We start from the raw sequence: 25,189 nt of genomic DNA, 5'->3' as shown, positions 1-25,189 counted from the left end.
CGGGATAACCCCTTTGTTTTTGAGTTACTAGCACTGTATATCGCAAATCTGAAGGCACCCAGCACGGGTGCCTTCAATTTCGCTCTATAGATGATACGGTGAACCGTATCATCAATGACGCAACATCACAGAAAAGTAGACAAAAAGGCAGGCTTTGCAAAGCGTCTTGGCATCGAATCGTCGGTTTATCGTGCATGTCATGAAAATAAAAATCCAACCGGGTTAGTTGAACATACCACAAGTAATAACTCAGAACCCAGCTATTCCACTTCAATCGCTTTCACGGTTTCACCCTCAATTAATACGGGCTGGTAGTAGGTATTGATGGGTAAGTCCTTTTTGCCTTGCAAATTTTTAATGACCCAGTCCGCTGCGTCGCGTCCCATTTGTTCTTGGGGGTGCGTCAGCGTCGTTAGTTGGATATTCGCGTTTTTGGCGAAATATGAATTGTCCTGGCCAATAATGGACAGCTCGTCCGGAATCGAAATCCCCAGTTTTCTGCAGAGATGTAACACTTCCAAACCTACCTCGTCGTTGTAACAAACAAGCGCCGTCAATTCATCCCGATTATCGTTCAGATACACTTCCAAGTTAGCGGACAGGTCCGACTTCGTCTCCGTATCGAAAGAAAGCACATGCTCGTGCTGGAACCGCAATTTGGCTTCCCCAAGAGCCTTGATAAATCCCTTCATTCTAAGCTTGCCTTGCAAATCATCCATTTTCGCGATAATGCCGATGTGAGTATGTCCTTTGTCAATCAGCTCTCGGGTTGCGAGATAGCTCGATTGCACGTCATCCAGACAGAAGAAAGGGACTTCCAATTCTTCATAATAGGCATTGATCATTGCGAACGGAACCTCCTGCTCCTTAAAAGACAGGTAGTAGGCGATATTAGGGTTGTATACATTGCTTCTGGTAGGCTCTATAATCAGTCCATCCACGCCGTAGGACAGCATCATTTCCAACGCCTTTTTTTCCTGGGAGATATCATTATTAGTACTGGCTAACAGCAAGGAATAGTTATCTTCATTTAATCGGCTTTCAATGCCGCGGATAATGGAGGGGAAGATGTAATCTGAGATATAGGTTGTGATGACACCAATCGTTTTATTTATGGCCTTGGCACCCGTTCTGGACCGGTATTGGCTGCTGACGTACGTGCCGGATCCCCTCTCACTTCGCAGGAACCCCTCGTTCGATAACTCCAGAATGGCTTTTCGAACCGTCTGCCGGCTAACGTTATAGCTCTCCTGCAAAGCGGACTCAGAAGGGATTTTCTCGCTTGCTTTGTACGTTCCGGAGAGAATATGACTTTTGATATCTTCAATAATGAGCTGGTATTTTGGCTTCATGCCATCCACTTCTTTCATCGTTGTTCGAAAAGTTATACGTACATATTTTAGCATGAATTGCGTGAAATGCAAATGAAATGGCACTATTTTCAATTCTAACAGTACAAATTCCATGGTTATCAATAGGAAAGCACCATAATCAGACGAGTAAAGTCGGTGCATCTCCTTATGTTAGTATAACTATTAGTATCTGTTGACAAATGTACGTACAGAAAATATACTAAAACTGTCGGTAAATGAAACCGCTTTATTTCGGTCGAAACCTTCCGGATATCTCATCAAGTGGCCGATTCGATCGGGAAGCAGCCAATATAGGGATCGAATTTCTATGTAAACCGCGAACAGAGAGGGGATATATGTGACCATGAATCAAGTAGACTTGAAAGAAACGATAACTAAGGGAGAAACTTCCCTAGGTATCGAATTTGGATCTACGCGGATCAAAGCGGTGTTGATCGATCGTCGTTTCGAGACCATCGCATCGGGAAGCTTTGAGTGGGAAAATCAGTTGAAAGACGGATATTGGACATACAACCAGAAGGATATTATCACAGGCCTCCAAACCGCTTATCGTGAAATGAAGCAGGAAGTCGAACGGAATTACGGAGTCACCATCCGGACCGTCGGTTCGATCGGGTTTTCCGCTATGATGCACGGCTATATGGCGTTCGACAGTACGGGTGAGCTGCTAGTTCCGTTTCGGACTTGGCGCAATGCAACGACCGGCGCGGCAGCAAGGGAACTAACGGACTTGTTCCAATTTAATATCCCCGAGCGCTGGAGTATTGCCCATTTGTATCAAGCGATATTAAACCAAGAGGAACATGTGACTCGCATTGATTTTGTAACGACGTTAGCCGGATATATCCACTGGCTGCTGACCGGCAATAAAGTGATCGGAATTGGAGATGCTTCCGGCATCTTCCCTATAGATGAGTCAACCCATGACTACCATCCAACGATGGTTAAGCAATTCGATGAATTAATCGCGGCCAAAGGCTATCCATGGAAGCTTGAGGGTCTTCTTCCCAAAGTGAATCTCTCCGGCGAGCAGGCTGGTGAACTAACTTCGGCGGGAGCCGCCATTCTTGACCCGGCCGGAGATCTGCAACCCGGTATTCAGCTATGTCCTCCGGAAGGCGATGCCGGCACAGGTATGGTTGCGACGAATAGTGTCAGGAAGCGTACGGGAAACATCTCCGTGGGCACTTCCGTTTTTGCGATGATTGTATTGGAGAAGGAATTATCCAAGGTTTACCCAGAGATCGATATGGTCACGACGCCGAATGGCAGTCCGGTCGGCATGGTGCATGCCAACAACTGCTCCAGCGATCTCAACGATTGGATGGGCTTGTTCCGTGAATTCTCCGAAGCCATGGGATACGGCGTAGATTCCGGCAAATTGTTCAGTGTGCTGTTGAATAAGGCATTGGAAGCCGACCCGGATGGAGGCGGATTGCTTAGCTACGGTTATCTCTCGGGCGAAAATATTACGGGAATCGACAAAGGCAGGCCGTTGTTCGTTCGCTCGCCTGAAAGCAACTTTAATCTGGCTAATTTTATGCGAACGCACTTATTCGCTGCTTTCGGAGCATTGAGGCTCGGAATGGACATTTTGACTGAAAACGAACAGGTGGCCATTGACAGCATCTTGGCTCATGGCGGCCTCTTCAAGACCCCTGTCGTTGGACAAAAGACTTTAGCCGCTGCGCTGAACGTACCGATCTCGGTCATGTCGACGGCCGGCGAAGGCGGGGCATGGGGCATGGCGCTTCTGGCATCTTACATGATCAACAAGGGTCAAGAAGAGAGCCTAGAGGACTTCCTTGAGCAGAAAGTCTTTAAAGATGCGGAAGAGCAGGAGATTGCTCCTGATCATGCGGATGTCGTAGGATTCCAAGCATTCATCAAACGATACCAAGCAGGGCTTGCCATTGAACAGGCGGCTGTAGACCATCTGCTAGAGAACAGGAGGGACTAAGGTTGTTAGAACAATTGAAAGAAGAGGTATATCAAGCGAATCTGGATTTGCCGAAGCACGGCCTCGTAAAATTCACTTGGGGCAACGCAAGCGCCATCGACCGGGAAAGCGGCCTGTTCGTGATCAAACCGAGCGGAGTAAGCTATGAAAAAATGAAGCCGAGCGACATGGTAGTTTTGGATCTCGACGGTAAGGTGGTCGAGGGCGACCTGAGACCTTCCTCCGATACCGCGACTCACGCCGTATTGTATAAGCGATATCCGCAAATCGGTGGCATCGTACATACCCACTCGACCTGGGCAACCATCTGGGCGCAAGCGGGACTCGATGTACCCGTCATGGGAACGACACATGCGGATACCTTCTATGGAGCCGTACCTTGCGCGCGGTTCTTGAACCAAGAGGAGGTTGACCGCGGGTACGAAGCGGAGACGGGCCACGTTATTATCGAAACGTTCGAGAAGCGCGGATTGGATGTTATGGCGATCCCGGCCGTACTGCTCCAGGGGCATGCACCTTTCACTTGGGGGAAAGACGTGAAGTCGGCGGTCGTCAACAGCGTCGTGCTGGAGGAAGTTTGCAAAATGAATTTGTACGCGCGGCAATTGAACCATTTTGCCAAAGAGCTGCCTCAAGGCATTCTGGATAAACACTATCTTCGGAAGCACGGGAAAGATGCCTACTACGGGCAGAAATAATAGCCTTACCCATTATTAAATACAGAAAAGAGGATGATTAAATTGTCAGTAACAGCAGCTAAACAGTTTTGGTTTGTCGTAGGTTCGCAGCATCTGTACGGGGAAGAAGCGCTGGCTGAAGTAAAAGCTCACGCGCAGACGATGACTGATGCCTTAAATAACAGCGGTGTGCTCCCTTATCCGATTGTCTTGCAGGATCTGGCTGTCAGTGCGGATAAAATTACAAGCATCATGAAAGAGGTCAACTATCGCGACGAGGTGGCGGGTATCATTACGTGGATGCATACGTTCTCACCTGCAAAAATGTGGATTCGCGGTACAAAATTGCTGCAAAAGCCTTTGCTTCACTTGGCAACCCAGTTCAATGAAAGCATTCCTTGGGCAACGATTGACATGGACTTCATGAACCTGAACCAGGCTGCTCACGGCGACCGCGAATACGGCTTCATTAATGCCCGTCTGAAGAAACAAAATAAAATCGTCGTAGGCTACTGGGAGCGTTCGGAAGTGCAGCAGCAGATTGCGGATTGGATGGACGTAGCAGTTGCTTATAACGAAAGCTTTAATATCAAAGTCGCTCGTTTTGGCGACAACATGCGCAATGTTGGCGTAACGGAAGGCGACAAGGTCGAGGCTCAAATTCAATTCGGATGGACTGTGGACTACTACGGCATCGGCGACCTCGTGCAATACGTAAATGCCGTTACGGAGCAGGAAATTGATGATCTGATGGCCCAATATGCGGAGCTTTACGAATTCGATTACGGCACGAACAGCAAGGAAGCTTGGGAAGCGAGCGTCAGAATTCAAGCAAGCTATGAAATCGCCCTCAAACGTTTCTTGGACGAAAAAGGTTATAACGCTTTTACGACGAACTTCGAAGATTTGCATGGCATGAAACAGCTTCCGGGTCTTGCCGTCCAACGTCTGATGGCGCAAGGTTACGGCTTTGCCGGCGAAGGCGACTGGAAGACTGCAGCGCTTGACCGCTTGCTGAAGGTAATGAGCCGCAATCAAAACACGGGCTTTATGGAGGATTACACGTACGAGATGGCGGCCGGTCAAGAAGCTATCCTGCAATCTCATATGCTAGAGGTCGATCCGTCCTTGGCAAGTAACAAGCCGAAAATTATTGTTTCGCCGCTTGGAATTGGCGACCGCGAAGATCCGGCGCGTCTCGTATTCGACGGCAAAGCCGGCGAAGGCGTCGTCGTATCCATGGCGGACTTCGGCTCTCATTATAAATTGCTGATCAATGAAGTTTCCGCATTCGAGCCGACGGTTCCGGCTCCGAACCTTCCCGTCGCTCGCGTCTTGTGGACTGTGAAACCGAACTTCCAGGACGGAGTGAAGGCTTGGATCGAGAATGGCGGCGGCCACCATACCGTTGTTTCATTGAACTTGACGACAGACCAAATCGTGACCTACGCCAAGCTGGTTAACTTGGAATACGTCGTCATCAAGTAATATAAAGACAACCGTTTCTTTCGTAAATGGCTATTCCATTTACCAAGAGACGGTTTCTTTTTGTTTTCGGAATAGTTTCGCTTTATGGATGGTACGGAGAACCGTATCACAAATGACGCAAATTTATGATGCGATGATGTCTTCTACGCGTACACCGCCCAACGCTTCATCCAATCCCCAATCATAAGAATTTGACCGATTACCCAATATTATATGTTCACCAGGCAGGCATAATGGAATTTTCCCCTACTCTAGAAGCGAATGCTGGAATCACGGCCAGATAACCCATTTCCCCTATCATCACAAGTACCCATTGCAGCAATAAAATACAGCAGGAAAAGATAAGACAAAGCCACCCCGAATTATCAACTTCAACTTCTATTGATATTATTGCTTTACAAAAAACGGTTGTTGAAATATAATTCTTTATAAAGAACAACAATGTAATTAATAACGAATAAATCGAGGTGGGTAACAACGCATATGCAGAGTAGAACAGTGGTTAGTCCTCATTACATGAAACAATTCTCCTGCCTTGGATCTGCCTGCGAGGATACCTGCTGTTCGGGTTGGCAGATTACCATTGATAAGAAAACGTATAAGAAATATGAGGAAGCATATGTTCAGGGAGAAGATCATACGATTTTTCAACATATAAAGAAACTAACCTCTAAAAGGTGCCAAGAGAATTACGCGGAAATTATGCTTAATAAAGATTCATACTGTCCTCTCCTCAACCAAGATAGATTGTGCAGCATTCATGCGCAAAAAGGGGAGGAGCACCTTTCTAACCTTTGTGTAACATATCCCCGCGTTTCCAATGTAGTAAACGGTGCTTATGAGAGGTCGGCGACAGTTTCTTGCCCGGAAGCGGCCCGCTTAGTATTGCTAAATCCAGAAGGTATACGGTTTGAGAAACTGGATGAGTCGGAAGACGAACGGCATTTGGTTATGACGACAATGAGTACAACTGAGGAGACAGTGCTTAAGCAACAACTTCACTTTCTGGAACTACGTGCATTTACGATTAAACTATTGCAGAACCGGTCCTTTTCTTTGAATCAAAGAATACTTTTCTTGGGGATGTTCCTCTCACATCTTAAAGAACGTCTCGAAACGGAAGATCCGAAGAATATTCCTTTGTTTATTTCTTCATTTGAACGTGATATCCAAGACGGGAGTATTGTACACCGTCTTCCACAATTTCCGCGATCCTCAGGGAAGAGGCTTCAAATCCTTAGAAAATTAATTGATATGCGTTTGTTTGCAGGTGTTAAGGATCAAAGATATCTTCAATGCTTGTTGGAAGCTCTAGATGGGATTCGATTTACGGGTGAATCTTTAACGGAAGAGACTTTGGAACTTTATTGTCAATTCAATCAAAGTCTGTTTGCTCCGTTTATGTTACAGCACGGATACATACTGGAGAATTTTTTGGTGAACTACGTTTTCAAGAACCTGTTTCCGAGCAAACGGGACATGTTTGAGGAATATGTCTTGCTGGTATTGCATTTTTCACTTATTAAGTTGCATCTGATCGGAATGATGGGCTACCACAAAACATCTTTTTCGATAGATCACGTCGTGAAAGTAATTCAGTCGTATTCTAGAACGGTAGAGCATGCAGCTGATGAATTACGCCGATTTTTGACCTATTTTAATGAAAAAGAATATAGCAACTTAGAAACCATGAGTAATTTGGTGATGGATGAGGGATAAAACAATCTATATAGCATTTCAAAATGCAGTTCTTTAATTCAGTCTATATAGTTTGTTCTTTAATAAGAACAGCGGCGATTAATTTAATGACTAGGACGGATACGATGAGCGCGATAATCGGAATATATAGCATGGCTCCCGATCCTGGGATGGTTGATCAGGGGATAAGACTGATGGAGCAGTTTCAGAGATTTCCATGCAACAGTACAGGAACCTGGCATAACGGCGAAGTATTTCTAGGCTGCCATGCGCAATGGATTACTCCTGAATCGGTTGGCGAGCGGCTGCCTTACTTTGATGAAACCAGAGTGTTGGCGATTACGGCAGATGCTATTATCGACAATCGTCATGAACTGTTTTTGAGGTTGAACGTAGATCATGCGAGAAGAAATAAAATGACTGACAGTGAGCTGATCCTGCTTGCTTACGAGATGTGGGGGGATGAAACGCCCGCCTATTTAGTTGGCGACTTCTGTTTTTTGATCTGGGATGGAAATCGGAAGCGGCTTTTCGGAGCAAGGGACTTCTCCGGAGCCCGAACTTTGTATTACTACCAACATGGGGGCGGCTTTTGTTTTAGTACAACGATCAAACCTCTTTTAACATTGCCTGATATAGATCGATCGTTAAATGAACAGTGGCTTGCGCAGTTTCTAGCAATTTCGTCCATGGTGGATGCGGCTGACGTACATAGCACCGTCTATACTAATATCCGACAACTCCCACCTTCCCATACGATCATTGTAAGTAACGGCTCCATTCGTTTGAACAGGTACTCCACGCTGCCTGACGATGAAAAGAAATTAAAGCTAAAAACGAATGGGGAGTATGAAGAAGCTTTTAAAGAAGTATTTGGGAATGCCATTTCGGCGCGGTTGCGTACTTATCGCGAAGTTGGAGCACATTTAAGCGGGGGACTGGATTCCGGTTCAATCATCGGATTTGCCGCGCCTGTTCTGCAGAAGGCCAATAAAACGTTGTACACCTACAGCTATGTGCCTGTCGACGGCTTTGAAGATTGGACCAAAAAAAACAGAATCGCGGATGAAAGGCCGTATATTCAAAGCATTGTACGGCACGTTGGAAACATTTCGGATCATTACTTATCTTTTGAGGAGCGAACCCCCTACTCCGAGATCGACGATTGGCTGGACATAATGGAAATGCCTTATAAGTTTTTCGCAAACTGTCATTGGCTTAAAGGGATCTTTGAAACGGCCCATCGTCAGGGTGCGGGTATCCTTCTAACCGGGCAAAGAGGGAATGCTACGATTTCTTGGGGGCATGCACCGGAGTACCAAGCATCGTTATTCAAGAGACTTAGATGGATTCGGTTTTACCGTGAATTATCTCTCTACAGCCAAAATACCGGTGTACCTAAGTCGAGAATTTGGGCGGCTGTTCGAAGGAACCTGTTTCCAGTTAAGGATATTGAACGAAACCCCCAATCATTGTTGATTAATGCGGATTTTGCAAAGAGGACCGGAGTTTTCGATTACCTTCGTGCAATCGATTATAACGACACAGAATCAATATCATGGAGCGAATTTCGAAGGAAACATTTCGAACAGCTATTTCACTGGAATATTACGGGCACATACACGACAAAGTTATCCCTACGCTACGGCCTGTGGGATCGGGATCCTACAAATGATCTTCGCGTCATCCGGTTTTGTCTGTCGATTCCAGAGGACCAATATGTTCAGTCGGGAATGGACCGGTCCCTGATCCGGAGAGCAACCAAGGAACTCTTACCTGATCAGGTCAGATTAAACCAGCGAGTTCGCGGGATTCAAGGGGCGGACGGCGTTCACCGGATGGCTGTATCATGGAACGCTTTTATTGATGAGTTACAGCAGATGAGCAGGGATTCAACCATGAATGAATTAATAAATATGAAAATGGTGCTGGCAGCTATAGAAAAAATTAAAGGTGAACCCAAGCCGGAGCTTGTGTACAGTGAAGAATTCAGCTTGTTGATAAGAAGTCTTATAGTCAATAGATTTATAAAACAAAGCACTTGAAAGGAGGTGAACATATGGACCAGAAGCTCGAAAAAGAGTGGGTAAAACCAGAACTGAAAGAATTAAACATCAGAATGACAATGCATGGAAAATCCTCGAAGAATCATGATGGCGTGACGGGTGGGGATGACCTAGACTCTTAAGCAATGATTTAATGGCAGTTGTACGCCTCTAACACTTCGTTAGACCAGAAGTAGAGGCGTACAACACTCATTCGGAGGTAATTCAACATGATAGCTGTGAAAAAGAAGGTCGTATATGAAGCCTTTGGACTTAAAATTGCAAGTAGCTGCCCGCTGCCGGAGCTGTCGGAAAGCATAGAGCAAGCTACACCGGACGTCGAGATTGTAATGGGCGATTTAACGGACCTATGGTCCCGACTGGCGGTTCCCAATGAACGGTTCGTAGTGAAGGATACCTTTGTTATGTTTCACATTGAGGATACAGTCACGTTCTTAATCGAGTGTGGTACTTCGATAACGATTTCTCCCAAGACAGGAGCGGATGAAGGAAAAATTCGTCTGTACCTGCTCGGTACATGTATGGGTGTACTCTTAATGCAGAGAAAGGTACTCCCTCTGCACGGAAGTGCAATCGTGATCGATAGACAGGTATATGCGGTGATTGGGGATTCCGGGGCGGGTAAATCCACATTGGCATCAGCTTTCCTGCAACGGGGCTACTCTCTGGTAAGTGATGACGTAATTGCCGTATCCCTCACCGAAGGGAATGCCCTGGCAGTCACACCAGCATATGCACAGCAGAAGCTGTGGCAGGAAAGTCTTCAAGCATTCGGTATGGAAACGGATAAGTATCGCCCCGTCTTTGATCGGGAAAAAAAATACTCGGTTCCTGTACGGTCACAGTTTTCTTCCGAACCGCTTCCTCTCGCCGGTATCTTTGTACTTCAGAAGACAGAGAATTCGGAAATCGAATGTCAATTGGTACCTAAATTCGAGCGGCTTCAGATGCTATTTGATCATACCTACCGGAACTTTCTGCTTTCGCCTTTAGGCCTTATGGATTGGCATTTTCATATAAACTCCGCTGTATCGGATAAAATCGATGTTTATCATCTGTTGCGGCCTATCAGCCGGTTCACGGCACATGAACTAGTGTCTTACATACTGAAGCGATTAAAAGGGGCGACATAAATGATCATGAATGAGAATATTTCATTAGAGCATTGGGTGCTGCAAGGGAGAGGAAACCTTGAAAGCAATATGGACGGCGATCGGGTGATGATGAACATCCAGAATGGGAAGTACTATAATTTGGGAAAATCGGGAGGGGAAATCTGGGATATGGCTAGGGAGCCGGTCTCCGTTGCTGCGATTGTCAATCATTTTATTTTAGCCTATGGCCTCGAAGAACAGGAATGTCAAAACCAGGTGATAGCCTTCCTCGAACAATTAAGAGTGGAGAATTTAATTCAAGTAGGAGAAGAGTGAAGCATGAGATTAGGGAGTATGATTTGGAAGCTGATTCTGTTGGCACCTGAGAAAAAGCTTCTATATGCAGAAGCTTTTTTTTATTTAGGAATTTCCCGCTTAGCCATAGCGTTACCCTTCGCCAAGGTGGCTCCCCATTTAGGCACTCTAATGCATGACACGTCATCCGCTGAGGAACGGGGAGTTATGCCTGCCTTGAACCAAGTCACCGAGGTCATTGATCTGATAAGCCGTCATACATTTTGGGAAAGTAAATGTTTGGTTAGAGCTATGGCTGCTATGAAAATGCTCAAGAGGCGAAACATCCAGAGTACGTTGTATCTGGGCACTGCCAAAGACGACAACGGAGAAATGATTGCCCACGCCTGGCTGCGAAGCGGTCCTTATTATATCACTGGATCGGAAGTGATGGAAAACTTCTCGGTGGCAGCGATGTTCGCTTCGTATGTCTCCCATCCTAATAATTGGAATACGTTCCCAAACGAAATGCAGCTATTACTCCATATTCTGAAGCAGGGACATGACGGAAAAGCAGCTGAAGACTGCCGCTGGTTTTCTACAGTTGATTGGGAGCAGGTTTTTCAGCTTGCAAGGCACCACCGTGTCACTTCGCTGCTTTATACAAAATTGAAGAGCATAGACGGAAAATGGATACCAACTTCCTTGATCGGGAGGCTTCAGGAGCACTACCAAAGAAATGCTGTTCAAATGCTGGCATTAGCGGGGGAATTGGAACGCATTAATGTTTTATTTAAAGAACACCAAATCCGCTCACTATGTTTGAAAGGCCCGGTGCTCGCTTCCCTGCTTTACGGCGATCTGTCGCTTCGAACTTCGAGCGACCTGGATTTGTTAATCCCAATAGAAGACCTTCAAAAGGGGGAAAGGCTTTTAGAAAGCATCGGGTATTCAAAAGATAATTATATTCAAACCATTCTAGGGGATTGGAAGTGGAGACATCACCATGTCACCTATTTTCATCCGGAATTGAAATACAAGATTGAGCTTCATTGGAGGTTACATCCCGGACCGACGAAGGAGCCGGCTTTTGATGAATTATGGGAACGCAAACAAAAAAGCTCCCAGCACAGCTCCCCTATATATTTTTTAGGGAATGAAGATTTATTTTTGTTTCTCGTGTGCCACGGTGCGCGGCACGGTTGGTCTCGTCTGAGGTGGCTGATTGATATTGATCGAATGACAAAACAAGATGTGGATTGGCGTCAATGCGCCAATCGTGTTCATGCATCCGGCTTTACCAATGTTGTGGGGCAGGCCCTTATTTTGACTTCAAAACTACTAGGCACCTCATTGCCGACGCCTGTAACGAGATTTACAAGAGGTCACAGGTCATTAAAACTAGCAGAGGAAGCATTGTTCTATTTAAAGGAAATGATCAATCTACATAACGAACCTCTGCCCCAACGAGTGTCAAGATATCACAAACAGTATTTGTTCTCCCTGAAGTCCGCACCGCAAAAAGCCCTTTTTATTTTAAGTTTTCTCTATCCTTACCCGATTGACCATAAAACACTTCCGTTGCCGGAAAAAATCCATTTTTTATATTTTCCTTTACGCCCCCTTTTGTGTGCATGGAGAAAGCTGAAGGGTTATTTTAAGCAGAGAGGGACACTCCAATGAAATCAATCCTTTACTTTATAGGAAAGCTCCATTCTTATGCCGGAAGAATTCTATACTTCAATCTGATAGCAATGGTCCTTGTAGGATTTCTTGAAGGAGTAGGGCTCCTTGCACTTATTCCCTTGCTTAAGATAAGCGGCCTTATCAATTTCAGTGAGGGAAATTCGATTATAACGGAAGGGTTAGCTAGGCTTGAAGGGCTTTCCTTAAGTATGAATCTCACCGTGATTTTTATCGTCTATATCATGCTTGTAGTCGGACAAACGTTGCTGCAACGCAATTTATCAATCCGTAATATTCGTATTCAAACCGGGTTCATTCGGCAGTTACGGCTAGAAACTTATACAGCTTTATTGAAGGCGGACTGGAATTTTTACATTAAGTCCAGAAAATCGGACCATGTTAATGTGCTCACCTCCGAAATTGCGCGAATAAGCGTGGGCATCAATCTATTATTCGAATTCTTATCGTCCTCCATTTCTACCATCGTTCAGATCGGGATTGCTTTCTGGATTTCGCCGAATATGACCCTTTTTATCATATCGTCAGGCCTCGTTCTTGCTGTATATGCCCGAAAATTTATTCGAAAAGCCCGCGTGCTTGGCTCTGAGACCTCTGAGCTGGCGCAAAGCTATCTCGCGGGAATCACAGAGCAGATGAATGGTATAAAGGATATTAAGAGCAACAACTTAGAGGAAAGCCGCTTAAAGTGGTTTGGTCTGATCACAAACAGTATGATGCAGGAACAAATCGAATATATGAGGCTGTACACCTCATCACAAGCCTTCTATAAAATTATGTCTGCGGTACTCATCTCCGCTTTTATTTTTTTATCTATTGAAATGTTTCACTCGCAGCCGGGATATTTTTTATTAATTATCGTTATTTTCGCTCGTTTATGGCCCAGGGTTACGGGAATACAGTCCAATATTGAGAAGATATCTTCGATCATTCCGACTTTCACGTCACTAATCTGTTTTCATGATAAATGTAAGGAAGCGGGAGAAGAAATAGAAACCAATCAGGAAGTTGAACCCATTAGGATTGTGCGGGGAATCGAATGCCGTAATGTATACTTCCGATATAATACTGAGCAATCTACTTATTCGCTCCAAGATATTAGTATCTATATTCCGGCGAATGGAATGACAGCTATTGTCGGGCGTTCGGGAGCGGGGAAGAGCACGCTTGTAGATATATTGATGGGATTGATCGTGCCCGAACGGGGACAGACTTTGATCGACGATGTACCGCTTTCGAGTTATCATTATACTTCTATAAGGAAATCCATCAGCTATGTTCCACAAGAGCCGTTCATGTTTCATTCCAGCATTAGAGAAAATTTGCTTTTGGTTAAGCCGGATGCAACGGAATCGGAGCTTTGGGAGGCTTTGGAATTTTCAGCATCCTTAGAGTTTGTAAGCAGGCTTCCTGAAGGCTTGGATACCGTCATTGGAGACCGGGGTATCAGACTTTCGGGTGGAGAACGCCAGAGGCTTGTTCTTGCTAGGGCGATTGTCCGGAAACCTTCCATCCTTATACTGGATGAAGCAACGAGCTCGTTGGATACAGAAAATGAAGCAACGATTCAAGAGGCGCTTGATAAGCTTAAGGGAAAAATTACAATTATTGTAATTGCACATCGATTGTCAACCATTAGAAATGCGGATCAGGTTATTGTACTGGATCGTGGAGTAGTTGCGCAAACCGGTGTTTTCTCGCAACTGGCACAACAAAAGAGGGGGATATTCAGAGGTTTGCTGGGGAATCAGAAATTTGTGGAAAGTCTACACTCTAAATGAGTCTAGTGACTCGGGCCTATATTATGTGTTCAAAAGAAATGCAGGCGAAAATCGAACATAGATCTACTGCTCCTATTTCCAATGACAGCATTAATTTTAGTGATTCACTTCATGGATTTGCCGAACGATTTTAATGAGATACTTCTGCTATTTTTGGCTACCGCAGCTGTTTTAGATAGATTGAAATTGAACACGAAAGTATTCTCTTCGCATGGGGCGATCGCGTTCTCCGTGCTTGATCTCTCTCCGATCGTTAAAGGCGGAAGCCCTGCCGAGTCGTTTCGCAATTCTCTCGATCTTGCGCAGCACGCGGAAAAGTGGGGTTATCACCGGTATTGGCTGGCCGAACATCATAATATACCCTTCAACATCAATTGGCTCCGCAAGATGATCTATTCATCTGCGGAGCCATTAGTTTTAAATAGGAACTGCCGCGGCAGTCTCTTTAATGATGCAGCGGCGGTTTCCAGCTCATCACCTCCGCCCACTGGTCCGATTAGGTGTATGGGGAGCCGTTCATTACCGTGCCTTATCGGGGTATTGATTACAGAGCAAATTTATTTTGTAAAGTCATCGAGAGGTCTTTCAGGCGAAGTAACTCTCTATTAACGTGATTAGATGCATTCATTTGGGTCTCAGTAATGCTGTATAGCTCTTGCATCGAAGCCACGCTTTCTTCGGTAACTGCCGAAATGTTTGTCATTTCATTAGAGATTTCTTGTGATTGGAATTCAATCTGTTTAACTGATTCGTTAAGAGACGCTATAATTTGAATCATTATATTAATAGCTTGTTTAATTTCCTGAAAGCTGGATAGAGATGATTCCGCAAGATGAACCGTATGGTTTGACGATTGCCTTCCAACTTCAATTTGAGATACGGTTTCCTTACTTACATTCTGGATATTTCTTAAAATATCCCTGATTTCTTCTGTTGCCCTATGACTACTTTCTGCTAATTTCCGGATTTCTCCTGCAACGACCGCAAACCCTCTGCCATATTCTCCAGCCCGTGCCGCCTCAATCGAAGCGTTTAACGCCAATAAATTGGTTTGGTTGGATACTTCTTGAATAGTAGTTATAATATTGTCCACTAAATGAGAAGATTCGTTTAAAGACTGCATGGTGCTCGTTGCTCTATTTATTACATTTGATACAATCTGAACTTGCCCGAACAAGGCATCAAAATTATCTTGATTGCTTTTCATTATTTTTTCTGTTGTAGAAGCTTTATTGTCAAGTTCAGAAAAGGCTTGAGAGTTATCATTAATCATGTGGTTAATCTTTTGCAGACTTGTTTCCATGCTGCTAAGTGACTCGCTCTGGGCATCAAGACCGCTGGAAACTTCCTTGAAGGAAACCATCATTTCATTATTTGCGACGATATGTTGTTCGGATTCTGCTGAAACGACTATAGAAGTTTGTTCTAATTCTTTGGAGAGGTTTTTGACCGTTATAAGAAGGTTTGCAATTTCCGCTTGCTTTATTGCTTTCTCGGCTTCTAATGCTGATGTGATTTTTTTCTTAGAGATAATTTGGAGGCTTATAGCAAAGGATGTCAGAATTAAGAAAAATGCGTGAGCTATCAACATGGCAAAAGGGTAATTGGACACCCCAAAAACCAGTTCAGACATAAGGAAAAATCCTAAGATGTGCTGTAATGCAAAAATAACAGTCATTGTTGCAATGAGCTTAATATCTTCGTAATAAGCAATAAGAGCCGCGACCATGAAAATAGAGAAGTGGAACTCAACCATTCCTCCTCCACCTGCAATTATAGATATGCTGGAGAAGGTTAAAGATATCGTATTAAGAAGAGGAATAAGTGAATGATCGGCTTGTTTACGATAAATGAAATAAGCAATTCCTAATAAAGCAATTGGAGTAACAAATATAATGTTTAGAGCCAAGGGGAACTGTTGGGTTACAACATGGCCTGCTGATATACCTTCCATCATCATTGTATGTCCAATAAGATTGAACTCTCTGTGCAGTAAGTGGACAATAAGACTAAGTACAATTGTGCCTAAGGATAACAAAAACATTAGCTTGTTTTTATGGATAGTCATCTTTTCTTATCGACCTTTCAAATTAAGATGTTTTATTTAAAAATAAAAAAACCAACTAACAAAATAGTCATTCGGTTACGCTGCTAGCTGCGACTATCCCAAGCATCCAAGTAAAGGTTGGTCTTCATAACCCTCTTATATATTCGATATATTGATATTAGACAACGTTATACAAATCCTCAATGTAGAGTATTGCTGCATATCTTCCTTTTTATCTCATAGTGGTTTGAAACCACACCTCCCAAGCCTGATGTTCGGCATCGAGCACAAAGGGCTGAAGAGATCTCGGACACGGCTGCAGGCCGTTCCCGCCAAGGATGAAATTAATGTCGGGGAATCGCTCTAAACACTCGTTTACCCATTGCTCCAGCTCCGGAATATACTTGGAGTGGGAGATCGAAACCGCGACATTGGAGACGCTTTTCAATTCAATTAATTCAGCGAGTCCCGCATACGGTGTATTAGGACCCAAGTAAATCACGTCGACTCCTTTATTCCGTAAGAATAAGCCGAAGAGCATGAGTCCTATCTGGTGGTGTTCCCCTTCCGGACAAAATGCCAGTGCCCTTGAGTACCGGTAGTGAACAGGTAAGACCCGAAAAAACTGATGAAAGCGTTGAAGCACCAGCTGAGACGCGAAATGCTCCTGAGCGACCGTAACCGAGCCGACCTCCCACTGCTCCCCGATTCGGTATAAGACAGGTGCCAATATGCTGTGAAAGACTTCCTCGAAGTTTTGAAGTGAAAAGGCGAAGTCGATGATTTCATTCGCTTGCTCGCCATTGATATGAATAAAACTTTGATACAGCCTGTCGATTAAATCTTCTCGGTGGTGAAGAGGTTGCTTTGTGTGATCGATGGCCCGGGAAGCCGGCTTCTTCTGCTGGAGCAAGCGAACGACTTCACTGATTTTCATGTTTTTTCCTTCAGTTTGATGTTTGATCCATTTCAACGTTTCAATATCAGCTTCGCTATATAGCCGGTGACCGCCCTCTGTTCGCATGGGGGTGACGGCGTGGTAACGATTTTCCCATGCTCTGATGGTGACGGCTGGAATGTCAAGTAGCTCAGATACTTTTTTAATACTGTACATAAATTTTTATTTCCCCCCCTCCGAAACATGGTTTATACAAAGCTACCTCTACAAAAATACAATAAGAAGTTTTATCAATGCACAAGCTTGCAGCTTGCCAAGGAGGCTGCACCGATGACAATCGAAAGGCCGCCTCGCTTCAAATTTTCTTGCTTGGCTTACCCGAATAATCCGCTCTGCCACCCGCTGCCCGAACAATACAATGATGGGGGTATCGCCGCGGGGATGGGTTGTTCCGCCGATTCAAATGCCTCTCCTTTCTTGAATCAGCGAAAGCTTATACAAAAAAGCAATTACCTATACAAACATTATACAATATTTATACATGTGTTCAAAAGCTTTTGTCAAGTGAGGCACTTGACAGCTCTCTTAGTAAGGCGAAAAATTAAAAAGATTGAACACATTGAAATTGAAACTCGCCATTTAGATTCACCGGATAACTCCGAATATGCATTTTCCCGGATGACACCAGAACTGATATCTACGTTTCGGATCCAAAAGACAAAAAGATTAAATTGACGTTGTTATTTTGCAGCTGTAAAAATTTTTTTAAAAAAGATCTTGACATTGATAATCATTATCAACTATATTCAAAAACAGGTAGTTATCAAATCTTAGGTAGGAGTGTTTATAAGTGAAAAAATCTTTATTATTTAATTTATGTTTATTTTTATTCCTTACTTTTTCTTTGACGGCTTGTGGTAACACAGCTAGTAAACCTGTTGAAGAAGTAAAGGAGGAGGAACAAAATGTAGAAACGGAATTAGCAAGTACTGAGACGGAAAACGAATACATAGAAGTAAAACACTTTATGGGTACAGCTAGTATACCGAAAAATGCTACAAAAGTAGTGACGTTGACCCCGCATTTTGCAGACCATGTTTTATCATTAGGTGTTCAACCAATAGGAACAGTAGTTCGTGGAGAAGGAGACTTTGAGCCTTATATGGCTGAATTATTAAATGGAACTGAAAATATTGGTCAGCCACCTTCACCAAACTTAGAAAAAATTCTTATGTTAAAGCCAGAAGTAATGTTTGGAGAAGAGAAAAATCACGTTAAACCATTTGATGCTTTAAACAAAATAGCCCCTACTATCGTTCTACCTCAGTCAGATATGGAAGGTGACTGGAGAACAACATTTATGTTTGTAGCCGATGCTCTTGGGAAGACGGATTTAGCTAATGAAAAGTTAGCCCAGTTTGATAATCGAGTAGAAGAAGTAAAGCAAGATTTAGAGAAAGAGTTCAAAGGTGAATCTATTCTTCTTTTAAAAGTAACAGACAAGGAATATCGAGTACTAGGAAAGAACATTCATGTAGGGACACTGATATATGATGAGCTAGGAATGACTTATCCTTCATCCCTTAATGAAAATGAACTAGAATTACCAATAGCAATGGAAAAATTACCAGAAATAAATCCTGATCATATCATATTGTTTGAGGTAAGAGAAAAAAGTAAAGAAAAATATGAAGAGCTAATTAACAACCCATTGTGGAGTAACTTAAGTGCTGTTCAAAATGAAAATATCTATGTGTTTGATGACATTAAGGCAGGAAAAGCAGGTCATGGACTTATTATGCACAATCTACTATTAGATCAAATTGAGAGTGAGTTACTTGGTCGTGATTAACAATAAAGCTTACGAAAATACTATGCAACCTGTAGTAGTTAAAAAGATGATGCGGAAAAAATTTTCCGTCATCTTTTTAACTCTTTTATTTATAGTGGTTGGTACTATTTTATCAATTACAGTAGGTGCGGCTAATATCGGCTTACAAACTATTTTCCAATCAATTACAGCCTATAATCCAACAGATGTACAGCATTATACTATCATAGAAATGCGCTTACCGCGTGCTGTAGCTGCTGCTTTAATAGGAGCTTGCTTCGCTGCAGCTGGAACAATTATGCAAGCAATGACTAGAAATCCTTTAGCTTCACCAGGAACACTTGGAGTATCTGCTGGTTCTAGCTTTGCAATTATTGTTGCATTCGCATTTTTTCCATCTTTATCTTACTCCCATTTCATATTGTTTTCTTTATTAGGAGCAGCTATTACGACTGTATTCGTTTATTTCGTAGGGACCATTACTAGTGTTTCTTTAACAGGGCATGTTTCTCATGTAAAACTAGCCCTTGTTGGTGCAGCCACAGGGGCATTTTTAGGTGCATTCGGAAAAGGAATAGAACTATATTTGGGTATTCAACAGAGCGTACTATATTGGTATTCTGCAGGGGTCGCAGGTGTAAAATGGAGTGAAGTGCTATTATTATTACCGTGGGCAATAGCTGGATTAGTACTTGCGATTATTTTATCTCGTAATTTAACTATGCTGGCATTAGGTGATGAAACAGCTGCAAATTTAGGATCTAAAGTAAAAAGAATAAAGGCATTTTGTGCTATTACAGTATTTATTTTAACTGGAGCTGCAGTTGCAATCTCAGGACCAATTGGCTTTATTGGTTTAATTATTCCTCATTTAACTCGCTTTTTTGTCGGTATAGATTACAGATGGGTTGTCCCGAGTTCTGCACTATTAGGAGCTTGCTTTATGCTTACAGCTGATGCATTGTCTCGTATGGTCAACCCACCTTACGAAACACCTGCTGGGGTTATAACCTCTCTCATTGGCGTCCCGTTCTTTTTATATTTAGCTAGAAAAGAAGGGAAGATAAGCATATGATAGCAGAATTCGAACGAAAATTAGAGCAAAAACGACGTAAGTCGGTTGGTACGCTCGCTATCTTATTTTTATTAATACTCGTATCTTTTTTAGTAAGTTTAAACACTGGACTTTATCCACTAACTCCAAAACTTGTACTTTCTACTTTAGTTGGTTATGGTACAGATGATAGTGCTATTGTTCTATTTAATATAAGATTGCCGCGGATGGTACTGGCGTTACTGATTGGAATTGGGTTGGCATTAGCTGGTGCTATCATGCAAGGTGTTTCACAAAATGGCCTAGCCGATCCGGGGATCTTAGGAATTAATGCAGGCGCAGGCTTAGCTATTGTTGTATACATTGCCTATTTTTATGAAAAAGTACATTTTGCTCCTCTCTGGGCTCTACCTTCAGTTGCATTTATTGGTGCTAGTTTTGCTGCCATCCTTGTTTTTTTAATTAGTTATAAAAAAGGTAACCTTTCCCCTAATCGCCTAGTACTTGTGGGTGTTGCGGTTGGGAGCGGAATTAGTGCATTAATGTTGTTTTTAACATATAGAATGAACGCATATACGTATGAGTTTGTGAAAATATGGCTATCTGGTAGTGTTTGGGGAACAAATTGGGACTATGTTAAAGTTGCGGGGTTTTGGATCTTACTTTTAGTTCCATTAGTTATTTATAAGAGTAGAATATTAAATGTTTTTACACTAGGAGATACATTAACAAAAGAAATGGGTGTTAGAATTAACTTTGAAAGGTTCATATTAATGGTTTATGCCGTAGCTCTAACATCAACTAGTGTTGCTGTAGGTGGAAATATTGGCTTTGTAGGTCTTGTTGCTCCTCATTTGAGTAGACAACTACTTGGTGTAAATCATAAATGGATGCTACCTGGGACTGCACTAATTGGTGGTATGTTAGTGCTGATTTCCGATACAGTAGGAAGAACGATTGTTCAACCTATTGAAATACCAGTTGGTATCATTGTAGCTGGTTTAGGTACACCTTACTTTATTTATTTACTACTTAAAGATAGGAGATAGAGACTAATGAATGTTCTAACTACAGAGCGTGTAACTTTATCGTATTGCGCAACGGACATGCGCAAATCCATTGACGGATTAGCCGCTATGGTTCAGGAACAATTTGCGCTTAATCCATTTTCATCGGCGTTGTTCGTTTTTTGTAACCGCCGGCGGCACGGCTAACAGTATTTTAATCATTACCTTACAAAGGGTATACTAGTAAGGAAAGGATGTGGTTTATTATGGCTACAATGAAGGCGGTAGGACTAACCCGATACCTTCCAATTGAAAATCCAGAAAGCTTAGTAGATGTAGTTGTGGACAAACCAAGAGCGACGGGGCGTGACATTTTGGTCAAAGTTATCGCCATATCGGTCAATCCGGTTGACACTAAGGTACGTGCGCCTAAAGACAGAGTTGAAGAAGTTCCTAAAATTTTAGGTTGGGATGTTGCAGGAATTGTTGAAGAGGCGGGACCGGACTGCTCGTTGTTCCGTCCGGGGGATGAAGTTTTTTATGCGGGCAGCATTGCACGACAAGGCGGAAACAGTGAATACCATCTGGTTGATGAACGGATTGTAGGGCGCAAGCCAACTTCCTTGAATTTCGCGGAAGCGGCAGCTCTTCCTTTAACCTCTATCACAGCTTGGGAAGCATTATTTACCCGAATGTCGATTCCTCAAGAATCGGGCGCCAACGAAGGAAAATCCTTGCTGATCATTGGGGCAGCTGGGGGTGTAGGGTCCATTGCCATCCAGCTTGCAAAACAAGCGGGGCTCATTGTAATTGGGACTGCTTCCCGGCCGGAAACCGTCGATTGGGTTAAATCAATGGGCGCCGACTATACCATTAATCACCATGACCCGCTCCTTCCGCAGCTTGAAGCAATTGGGTTTTCAAGCGTTCCGTATATTTTCTGCCTGAATGCTTTGGAAAAACACTGGGCCGGCATCAGCGAAGCCGTTTCTCCCCAAGGAGTCGTTTGCGCAATTGATGATCCTACCTCTCCGCTCAACCTCAAATTGCTTAAGCAAAAAAGCGCCACCTTCGTGTGGGAGTTTATGTTTACGCGCTCGCTTTATGAAACGGATGATATGATCGAGCAACACTTACTGCTCAATCTGATAGCTGATGCTGTGGATCATCAAAAATTGAAGACAACGCTCGCCGAAGTACTTGGACCGATCTCAGCAGAGCATCTTCGCCAAGCCCATAAGTTATTGGAGAGCAATAGGACGATTGGCAAGGTTGTTCTAGAGAATTTTGTTTAAACACCTGTTCATAGGAAGCAAAGCGTGTAACCATGAATCCATCGTAGATGGAGAGGATGGAGCTCGGAGACGGGTTTGTTTTTAGCCTGGATTTTCAAGAAAAAGCTTTTTGTCCTATTGTTGGTGTAAAAAACGTTATCAAAGGTTCCGTTCCAACCCAATACACCGCTAAGTATTAGACTGACCATAATAACGAAACAGTGGCGGACCAGGACGTGAAAAATAAAGTCCTAGACCGCCGCTGTCTTTACTGAACTAACGTTCCCCGTCAGGACAATAATTCATTTTCTATTTGGAAATACCAGAGAAGGTGTTACCAAGTGCCAACTGTAGAATCACACGCCTCTCCTATTATTTACTTTTTTCCTTTAACCAACTTTCAAATTCGGAAGCCACAATGCGTTCACCCGTGATGCCCTCCGCTTCCGGTGAAGCCAAAAAGACAATAGGCTCCGCCATAACCTCCGGCTGAATCAGCCGGAATTTCGCCTCGATCTCGCTGCGCAGATCATCTGGAATCATTCCCGTCGCCGTTGCTCCGCCCGGAAGCAACATGTTGACCGAAATTCCAGATTCCTTCAGATCCTCCGCCATGATTGCCGACAGCGATTCTGTTGCGGCGCGCGACGGACCGTACGGAACAAAACCCTTTCTTTTCATGGTCTCATGATTCATGGAAATGTTGATGATTCGTCCTTTTCCTTGTTCGATCATGAGTGGGGTAAATCCTCGCGCTACTAGAAAATAACCGGTGAGATTGGTTTCGATAAGATCGCGGAAGCCTACCGGCGTCACCTTGTAAAAGGGCTGCGGCTCCGTCAGAAAACGCGGGTTAACCGTTCGCATCCCGATGCCCGCATTGTTTACAAGGATATCAATTTTACCCCATTCAGTTTTTACCCATTTCACCGCATCTTCTACCGATCCCTCTGATCTTACATCCAGTGGAAGCTCAAAAACAGTAGTATATCCCTTTTCTTTAAGTTTTTTTACGGCTTCAGTTAATTTTGACCCTGGACGGGATGCTACTGCTACTTTTGCCCCTTTATCAAGAAGGGCTTCTGCCATGGCATAACCTAAGCCGTCGGAGGCACCGGTAATGACAACATGTACATTTTCTAATGCTTTTACCATTCCTTCACCTCATTCAAATTGTTAGAGTGCTCTCCATTTGATTATAAACAATTATGTGACGGATTCATTCACGACGCGAACGAGGTGATTTTGAGGAATGTCTTCTTCTAAATCCATTGGAAGACAAAGTTGATCCATGGTACTTTTGTTATGGTTGCTCTACGGTTCCTGGCTGTTCCTTAACAGAGACGTCTGTATACCAGCTGATTAATGTGACTATAAGACCAAAGGCTGTCACCGACGCCGCTACTAACGAAATGGAGGAGAGCCCCCAGCTGCTATCGATCACAAGACCGCCAAGGTAAGCGCCGCCTGCATTAGCAAGGTTAAACGAACTGATATTCAATGAAGAGGCCAAATTGGGTGCGCTTTTTGCTTTATCGAGAACCCGCATTTGGAAAGCAGGGATACTTGCGAAGGCAGCGACCCCCCATATAAATACGGTGATTACTGCCGCCGTTTTGTTATTCGCGCTTATCGTGAACACGGCCATTATCGCAGCTAATACCGCGAGGATAGCAGCAAGAGAAGGCATGAGCTTCCAATCCGATAATTTGCCTCCTATCGTATTGCCAATCATAGTTCCTACTCCAAAAAGAAGAAGAATCGGGGTGATCGCCGCCGGATTAAATCCGGTGATGCTTGTCAATATCGGGGCAATATAAGTAAATGCCGTAAAGACGCCACCGTATCCCAAAACCGTCATAAGCAGCGTCAGCAGCACCTGTTTGTCTCTAAGCACACGAATTTCTTTCCGTACAGTGGAAGGCTCAGCAACCGTGACTTTGGGAAGCAAGAACATCAAACCAATCATGGCGATGATCCCAATTAGCGTAACAATGCCGAACGTTGCCTGCCAACCGAAACGCTGGCCTATAAATGTTCCGATGGGAACTCCCAAGATGTTAGCGATGGTAAGACCGGAGAACATCATAGCAATGGCACTTGCCTTTTTTTCCGGCGAAACGATTCGGGTGGCCATAATGGCGCCTACCCCAAAGAAAGTACCGTGAGCAAGAGAAGAAATCACTCGTGCAATCATCAGAATCGTATAATTTGATGCCAAAGCGCAAAGAATATTTCCTATTACAAAGATGAACATCAATCCAAGCAACAATATTTTTCGATCCACTTTACCGGTCATAACCGTAATGATCGGACCGCCGATGGCAACACCTAGAGCATAGCCGGTTACAAGCAGTCCTGCAGCACTGATAGAAACCTTCAAATCTGTGGCAACATTCTCCAAAATGCCCATAATTACAAATTCCGCCGTACCTATAGCGAGTGCGCTGATCATTAAAGCAATCAACGCCATAGGGAACCTTTTTTGTCTTGGATGTGTAGTTTCCATATTATTTCCTCTCTTATCTGTATTAAGCCAATGCAACAATCACGTATAAAAACTGTTACAATTTTAGTTACAATTTAGCCAAAAAAAAGGGCATGTTTTGGTCATCCCCCGAGAAGCCGACACCCGATGCGATGGAAATAAGCCCTCTGTCGTTCAGAAGGCTTCCCGCACCCAACTTTATGTTGAATCATCTTGTGCTGCCTCCTTTATTTTAAAAACGATTTGTTAAAGACCTCGCCCAGCTTACTCCTCTCAATTATCCTTGTCAAGCATGCACTTTTTTGTGCCCAGGTTACCAAAAAGAAACTTTTGTGAAGAATAAGGGATGAGCAAGCCCAAAACAGGCACAAGAAAATATTCTCAACAAATGGTTAATCAAACATGGATGTACGAATGCCTATGATGTCGGGATCGAATGCATACCTAAAGCGTAT

At 43.7% G+C, this 25,189-nt stretch carries 20 protein-coding genes and 2 pseudogenes; 17 read left to right on the top strand and 5 right to left on the bottom strand.

The window, feature by feature from the left end:
- Positions 1–260: 260 nt before the first annotated feature.
- Positions 261–1,352, bottom strand: a complete 1,092-nt coding sequence (locus tag ACO9K6_RS11675) for a GntR family transcriptional regulator (protein WP_424767741.1) — start codon at positions 1,350–1,352, stop codon at positions 261–263.
- A 364-nt stretch (positions 1,353–1,716) separates the two neighbouring features.
- On the opposite strand from ACO9K6_RS11675, the gene ACO9K6_RS11670 reads away from it, so the two are divergent.
- The 12 genes and pseudogenes from ACO9K6_RS11670 to ACO9K6_RS11615 form a co-directional block, all read left to right on the top strand.
- Positions 1,717–3,333 carry a xylulokinase gene (locus ACO9K6_RS11670; RefSeq protein WP_424767740.1) on the top strand — a complete coding sequence of 539 codons (1,617 nt, stop codon included), beginning with the start codon at positions 1,717–1,719 and terminating at the stop codon, positions 3,331–3,333.
- Positions 3,334–3,335: 2 nt separating this feature from the next.
- Positions 3,336–4,031 (top strand): L-ribulose-5-phosphate 4-epimerase, encoded by a 696-nt coding sequence (locus ACO9K6_RS11665; protein WP_424767739.1) that lies wholly within the window; start codon positions 3,336–3,338, stop codon positions 4,029–4,031.
- 42 nt (positions 4,032–4,073) lie between these two features.
- On the top strand, positions 4,074–5,498 hold the full coding sequence (gene araA / locus ACO9K6_RS11660) for an L-arabinose isomerase (protein ID WP_424767738.1): 1,425 nt from the start codon (positions 4,074–4,076) through the stop codon (positions 5,496–5,498).
- Between the two features lie 483 nt (positions 5,499–5,981).
- Positions 5,982–7,217, top strand: coding sequence for a flagellin lysine-N-methylase (gene fliB / locus ACO9K6_RS11655; protein ID WP_424767737.1), 1,236 nt, complete (start codon positions 5,982–5,984; stop codon positions 7,215–7,217).
- Between the two features lie 104 nt (positions 7,218–7,321).
- Complete coding sequence (locus ACO9K6_RS11650; RefSeq protein ID WP_424767736.1) at positions 7,322–9,241, top strand: asparagine synthase-related protein; 1,920 nt, start codon at positions 7,322–7,324, stop codon at positions 9,239–9,241.
- A 14-nt stretch (positions 9,242–9,255) separates the two neighbouring features.
- On the top strand, positions 9,256–9,384 hold the full coding sequence (locus ACO9K6_RS11645; RefSeq protein ID WP_424767735.1) for a paeninodin family lasso peptide: 129 nt from the start codon (positions 9,256–9,258) through the stop codon (positions 9,382–9,384).
- A gap of 87 nt (positions 9,385–9,471) precedes the next feature.
- Complete coding sequence (locus ACO9K6_RS11640; protein WP_424767734.1) at positions 9,472–10,395, top strand: aldolase; 924 nt, start codon at positions 9,472–9,474, stop codon at positions 10,393–10,395.
- Complete coding sequence (locus tag ACO9K6_RS11635; protein WP_424767733.1) at positions 10,396–10,692, top strand: lasso peptide biosynthesis PqqD family chaperone; 297 nt, start codon at positions 10,396–10,398, stop codon at positions 10,690–10,692.
- A gap of 3 nt (positions 10,693–10,695) precedes the next feature.
- Positions 10,696–11,178: pseudogene (locus ACO9K6_RS11630) on the top strand (lasso peptide biosynthesis B2 protein); the annotation flags it as partial.
- A complete protein-coding gene (locus ACO9K6_RS11625) occupies positions 11,179–12,333 on the top strand; it encodes a nucleotidyltransferase domain-containing protein (protein WP_424767793.1) in 1,155 nt (384 codons plus the stop codon).
- Complete coding sequence (locus ACO9K6_RS11620) at positions 12,330–14,135, top strand: ABC transporter ATP-binding protein (RefSeq protein ID WP_424767732.1); 1,806 nt, start codon at positions 12,330–12,332, stop codon at positions 14,133–14,135. The genes ACO9K6_RS11625 and ACO9K6_RS11620 overlap by 4 nt, the downstream gene beginning before the upstream one ends.
- 180 nt (positions 14,136–14,315) lie before the next feature.
- A pseudogene (locus ACO9K6_RS11615) lies at positions 14,316–14,498 on the top strand (LLM class flavin-dependent oxidoreductase); the annotation flags it as partial.
- 181 nt (positions 14,499–14,679) lie between these two features.
- On the opposite strand, the gene ACO9K6_RS11610 reads toward ACO9K6_RS11615, so the two are convergent.
- Both ACO9K6_RS11610 and ACO9K6_RS11605 read right to left on the bottom strand, forming a co-directional pair.
- On the bottom strand, positions 14,680–16,203 hold the full coding sequence (locus ACO9K6_RS11610) for a methyl-accepting chemotaxis protein (protein ID WP_424767731.1): 1,524 nt from the start codon (positions 16,201–16,203) through the stop codon (positions 14,680–14,682).
- 211 nt (positions 16,204–16,414) lie between these two features.
- Entirely contained in the window at positions 16,415–17,296 is an 882-nt protein-coding gene (locus ACO9K6_RS11605; RefSeq protein WP_424767730.1) for a MerR family transcriptional regulator, read from the bottom strand.
- A gap of 634 nt (positions 17,297–17,930) precedes the next feature.
- Between ACO9K6_RS11605 and ACO9K6_RS11600 the strand changes: the two genes are divergently transcribed.
- From ACO9K6_RS11600 to ACO9K6_RS11580, 5 genes are read left to right on the top strand one after another with little or no spacing between them, the layout of a single operon-like run.
- Positions 17,931–18,932: an ABC transporter substrate-binding protein gene (locus ACO9K6_RS11600; protein ID WP_424767729.1), complete on the top strand. Its 1,002-nt coding sequence runs from the start codon at positions 17,931–17,933 to the stop codon at positions 18,930–18,932.
- Complete coding sequence (locus tag ACO9K6_RS11595) at positions 18,925–19,986, top strand: FecCD family ABC transporter permease (protein ID WP_424767728.1); 1,062 nt, start codon at positions 18,925–18,927, stop codon at positions 19,984–19,986. Before ACO9K6_RS11600 ends, ACO9K6_RS11595 begins: the two co-directional genes overlap by 8 nt.
- Positions 19,983–21,014, top strand: coding sequence for a FecCD family ABC transporter permease (locus ACO9K6_RS11590; RefSeq protein ID WP_424767727.1), 1,032 nt, complete (start codon positions 19,983–19,985; stop codon positions 21,012–21,014). Before ACO9K6_RS11595 ends, ACO9K6_RS11590 begins: the two co-directional genes overlap by 4 nt.
- Positions 21,015–21,020: 6 nt before the next feature.
- Positions 21,021–21,179 carry an IS66 family insertion sequence element accessory protein TnpB gene (gene tnpB / locus ACO9K6_RS11585; protein WP_424767726.1) on the top strand — a complete coding sequence of 53 codons (159 nt, stop codon included), beginning with the start codon at positions 21,021–21,023 and terminating at the stop codon, positions 21,177–21,179.
- A gap of 59 nt (positions 21,180–21,238) precedes the next feature.
- A complete protein-coding gene (locus tag ACO9K6_RS11580) occupies positions 21,239–22,267 on the top strand; it encodes a zinc-binding alcohol dehydrogenase family protein (RefSeq protein WP_424767725.1) in 1,029 nt (342 codons plus the stop codon).
- 351 nt (positions 22,268–22,618) lie between these two features.
- On the opposite strand, the gene ACO9K6_RS11575 is transcribed toward ACO9K6_RS11580, so the two are convergent.
- Entirely contained in the window at positions 22,619–23,401 is a 783-nt protein-coding gene (locus tag ACO9K6_RS11575; protein ID WP_424767724.1) for an SDR family NAD(P)-dependent oxidoreductase, read from the bottom strand.
- A 148-nt stretch (positions 23,402–23,549) separates the two neighbouring features.
- Positions 23,550–24,755 (bottom strand): MFS transporter, encoded by a 1,206-nt coding sequence (locus ACO9K6_RS11570; RefSeq protein ID WP_424767723.1) that lies wholly within the window; start codon positions 24,753–24,755, stop codon positions 23,550–23,552.
- Between the last annotated feature and the right edge of the window lie 434 nt (positions 24,756–25,189).

The sequence above is a fragment of the Paenibacillus praedii genome (assembly GCF_049725345.1).
In the GTDB taxonomy this organism is placed as follows: domain Bacteria; phylum Bacillota; class Bacilli; order Paenibacillales; family Paenibacillaceae; genus Pristimantibacillus.
The sequence above is the reverse complement of the archived record's forward strand: the minus strand, read 5'-3'. Positions and strand labels throughout refer to the sequence as shown.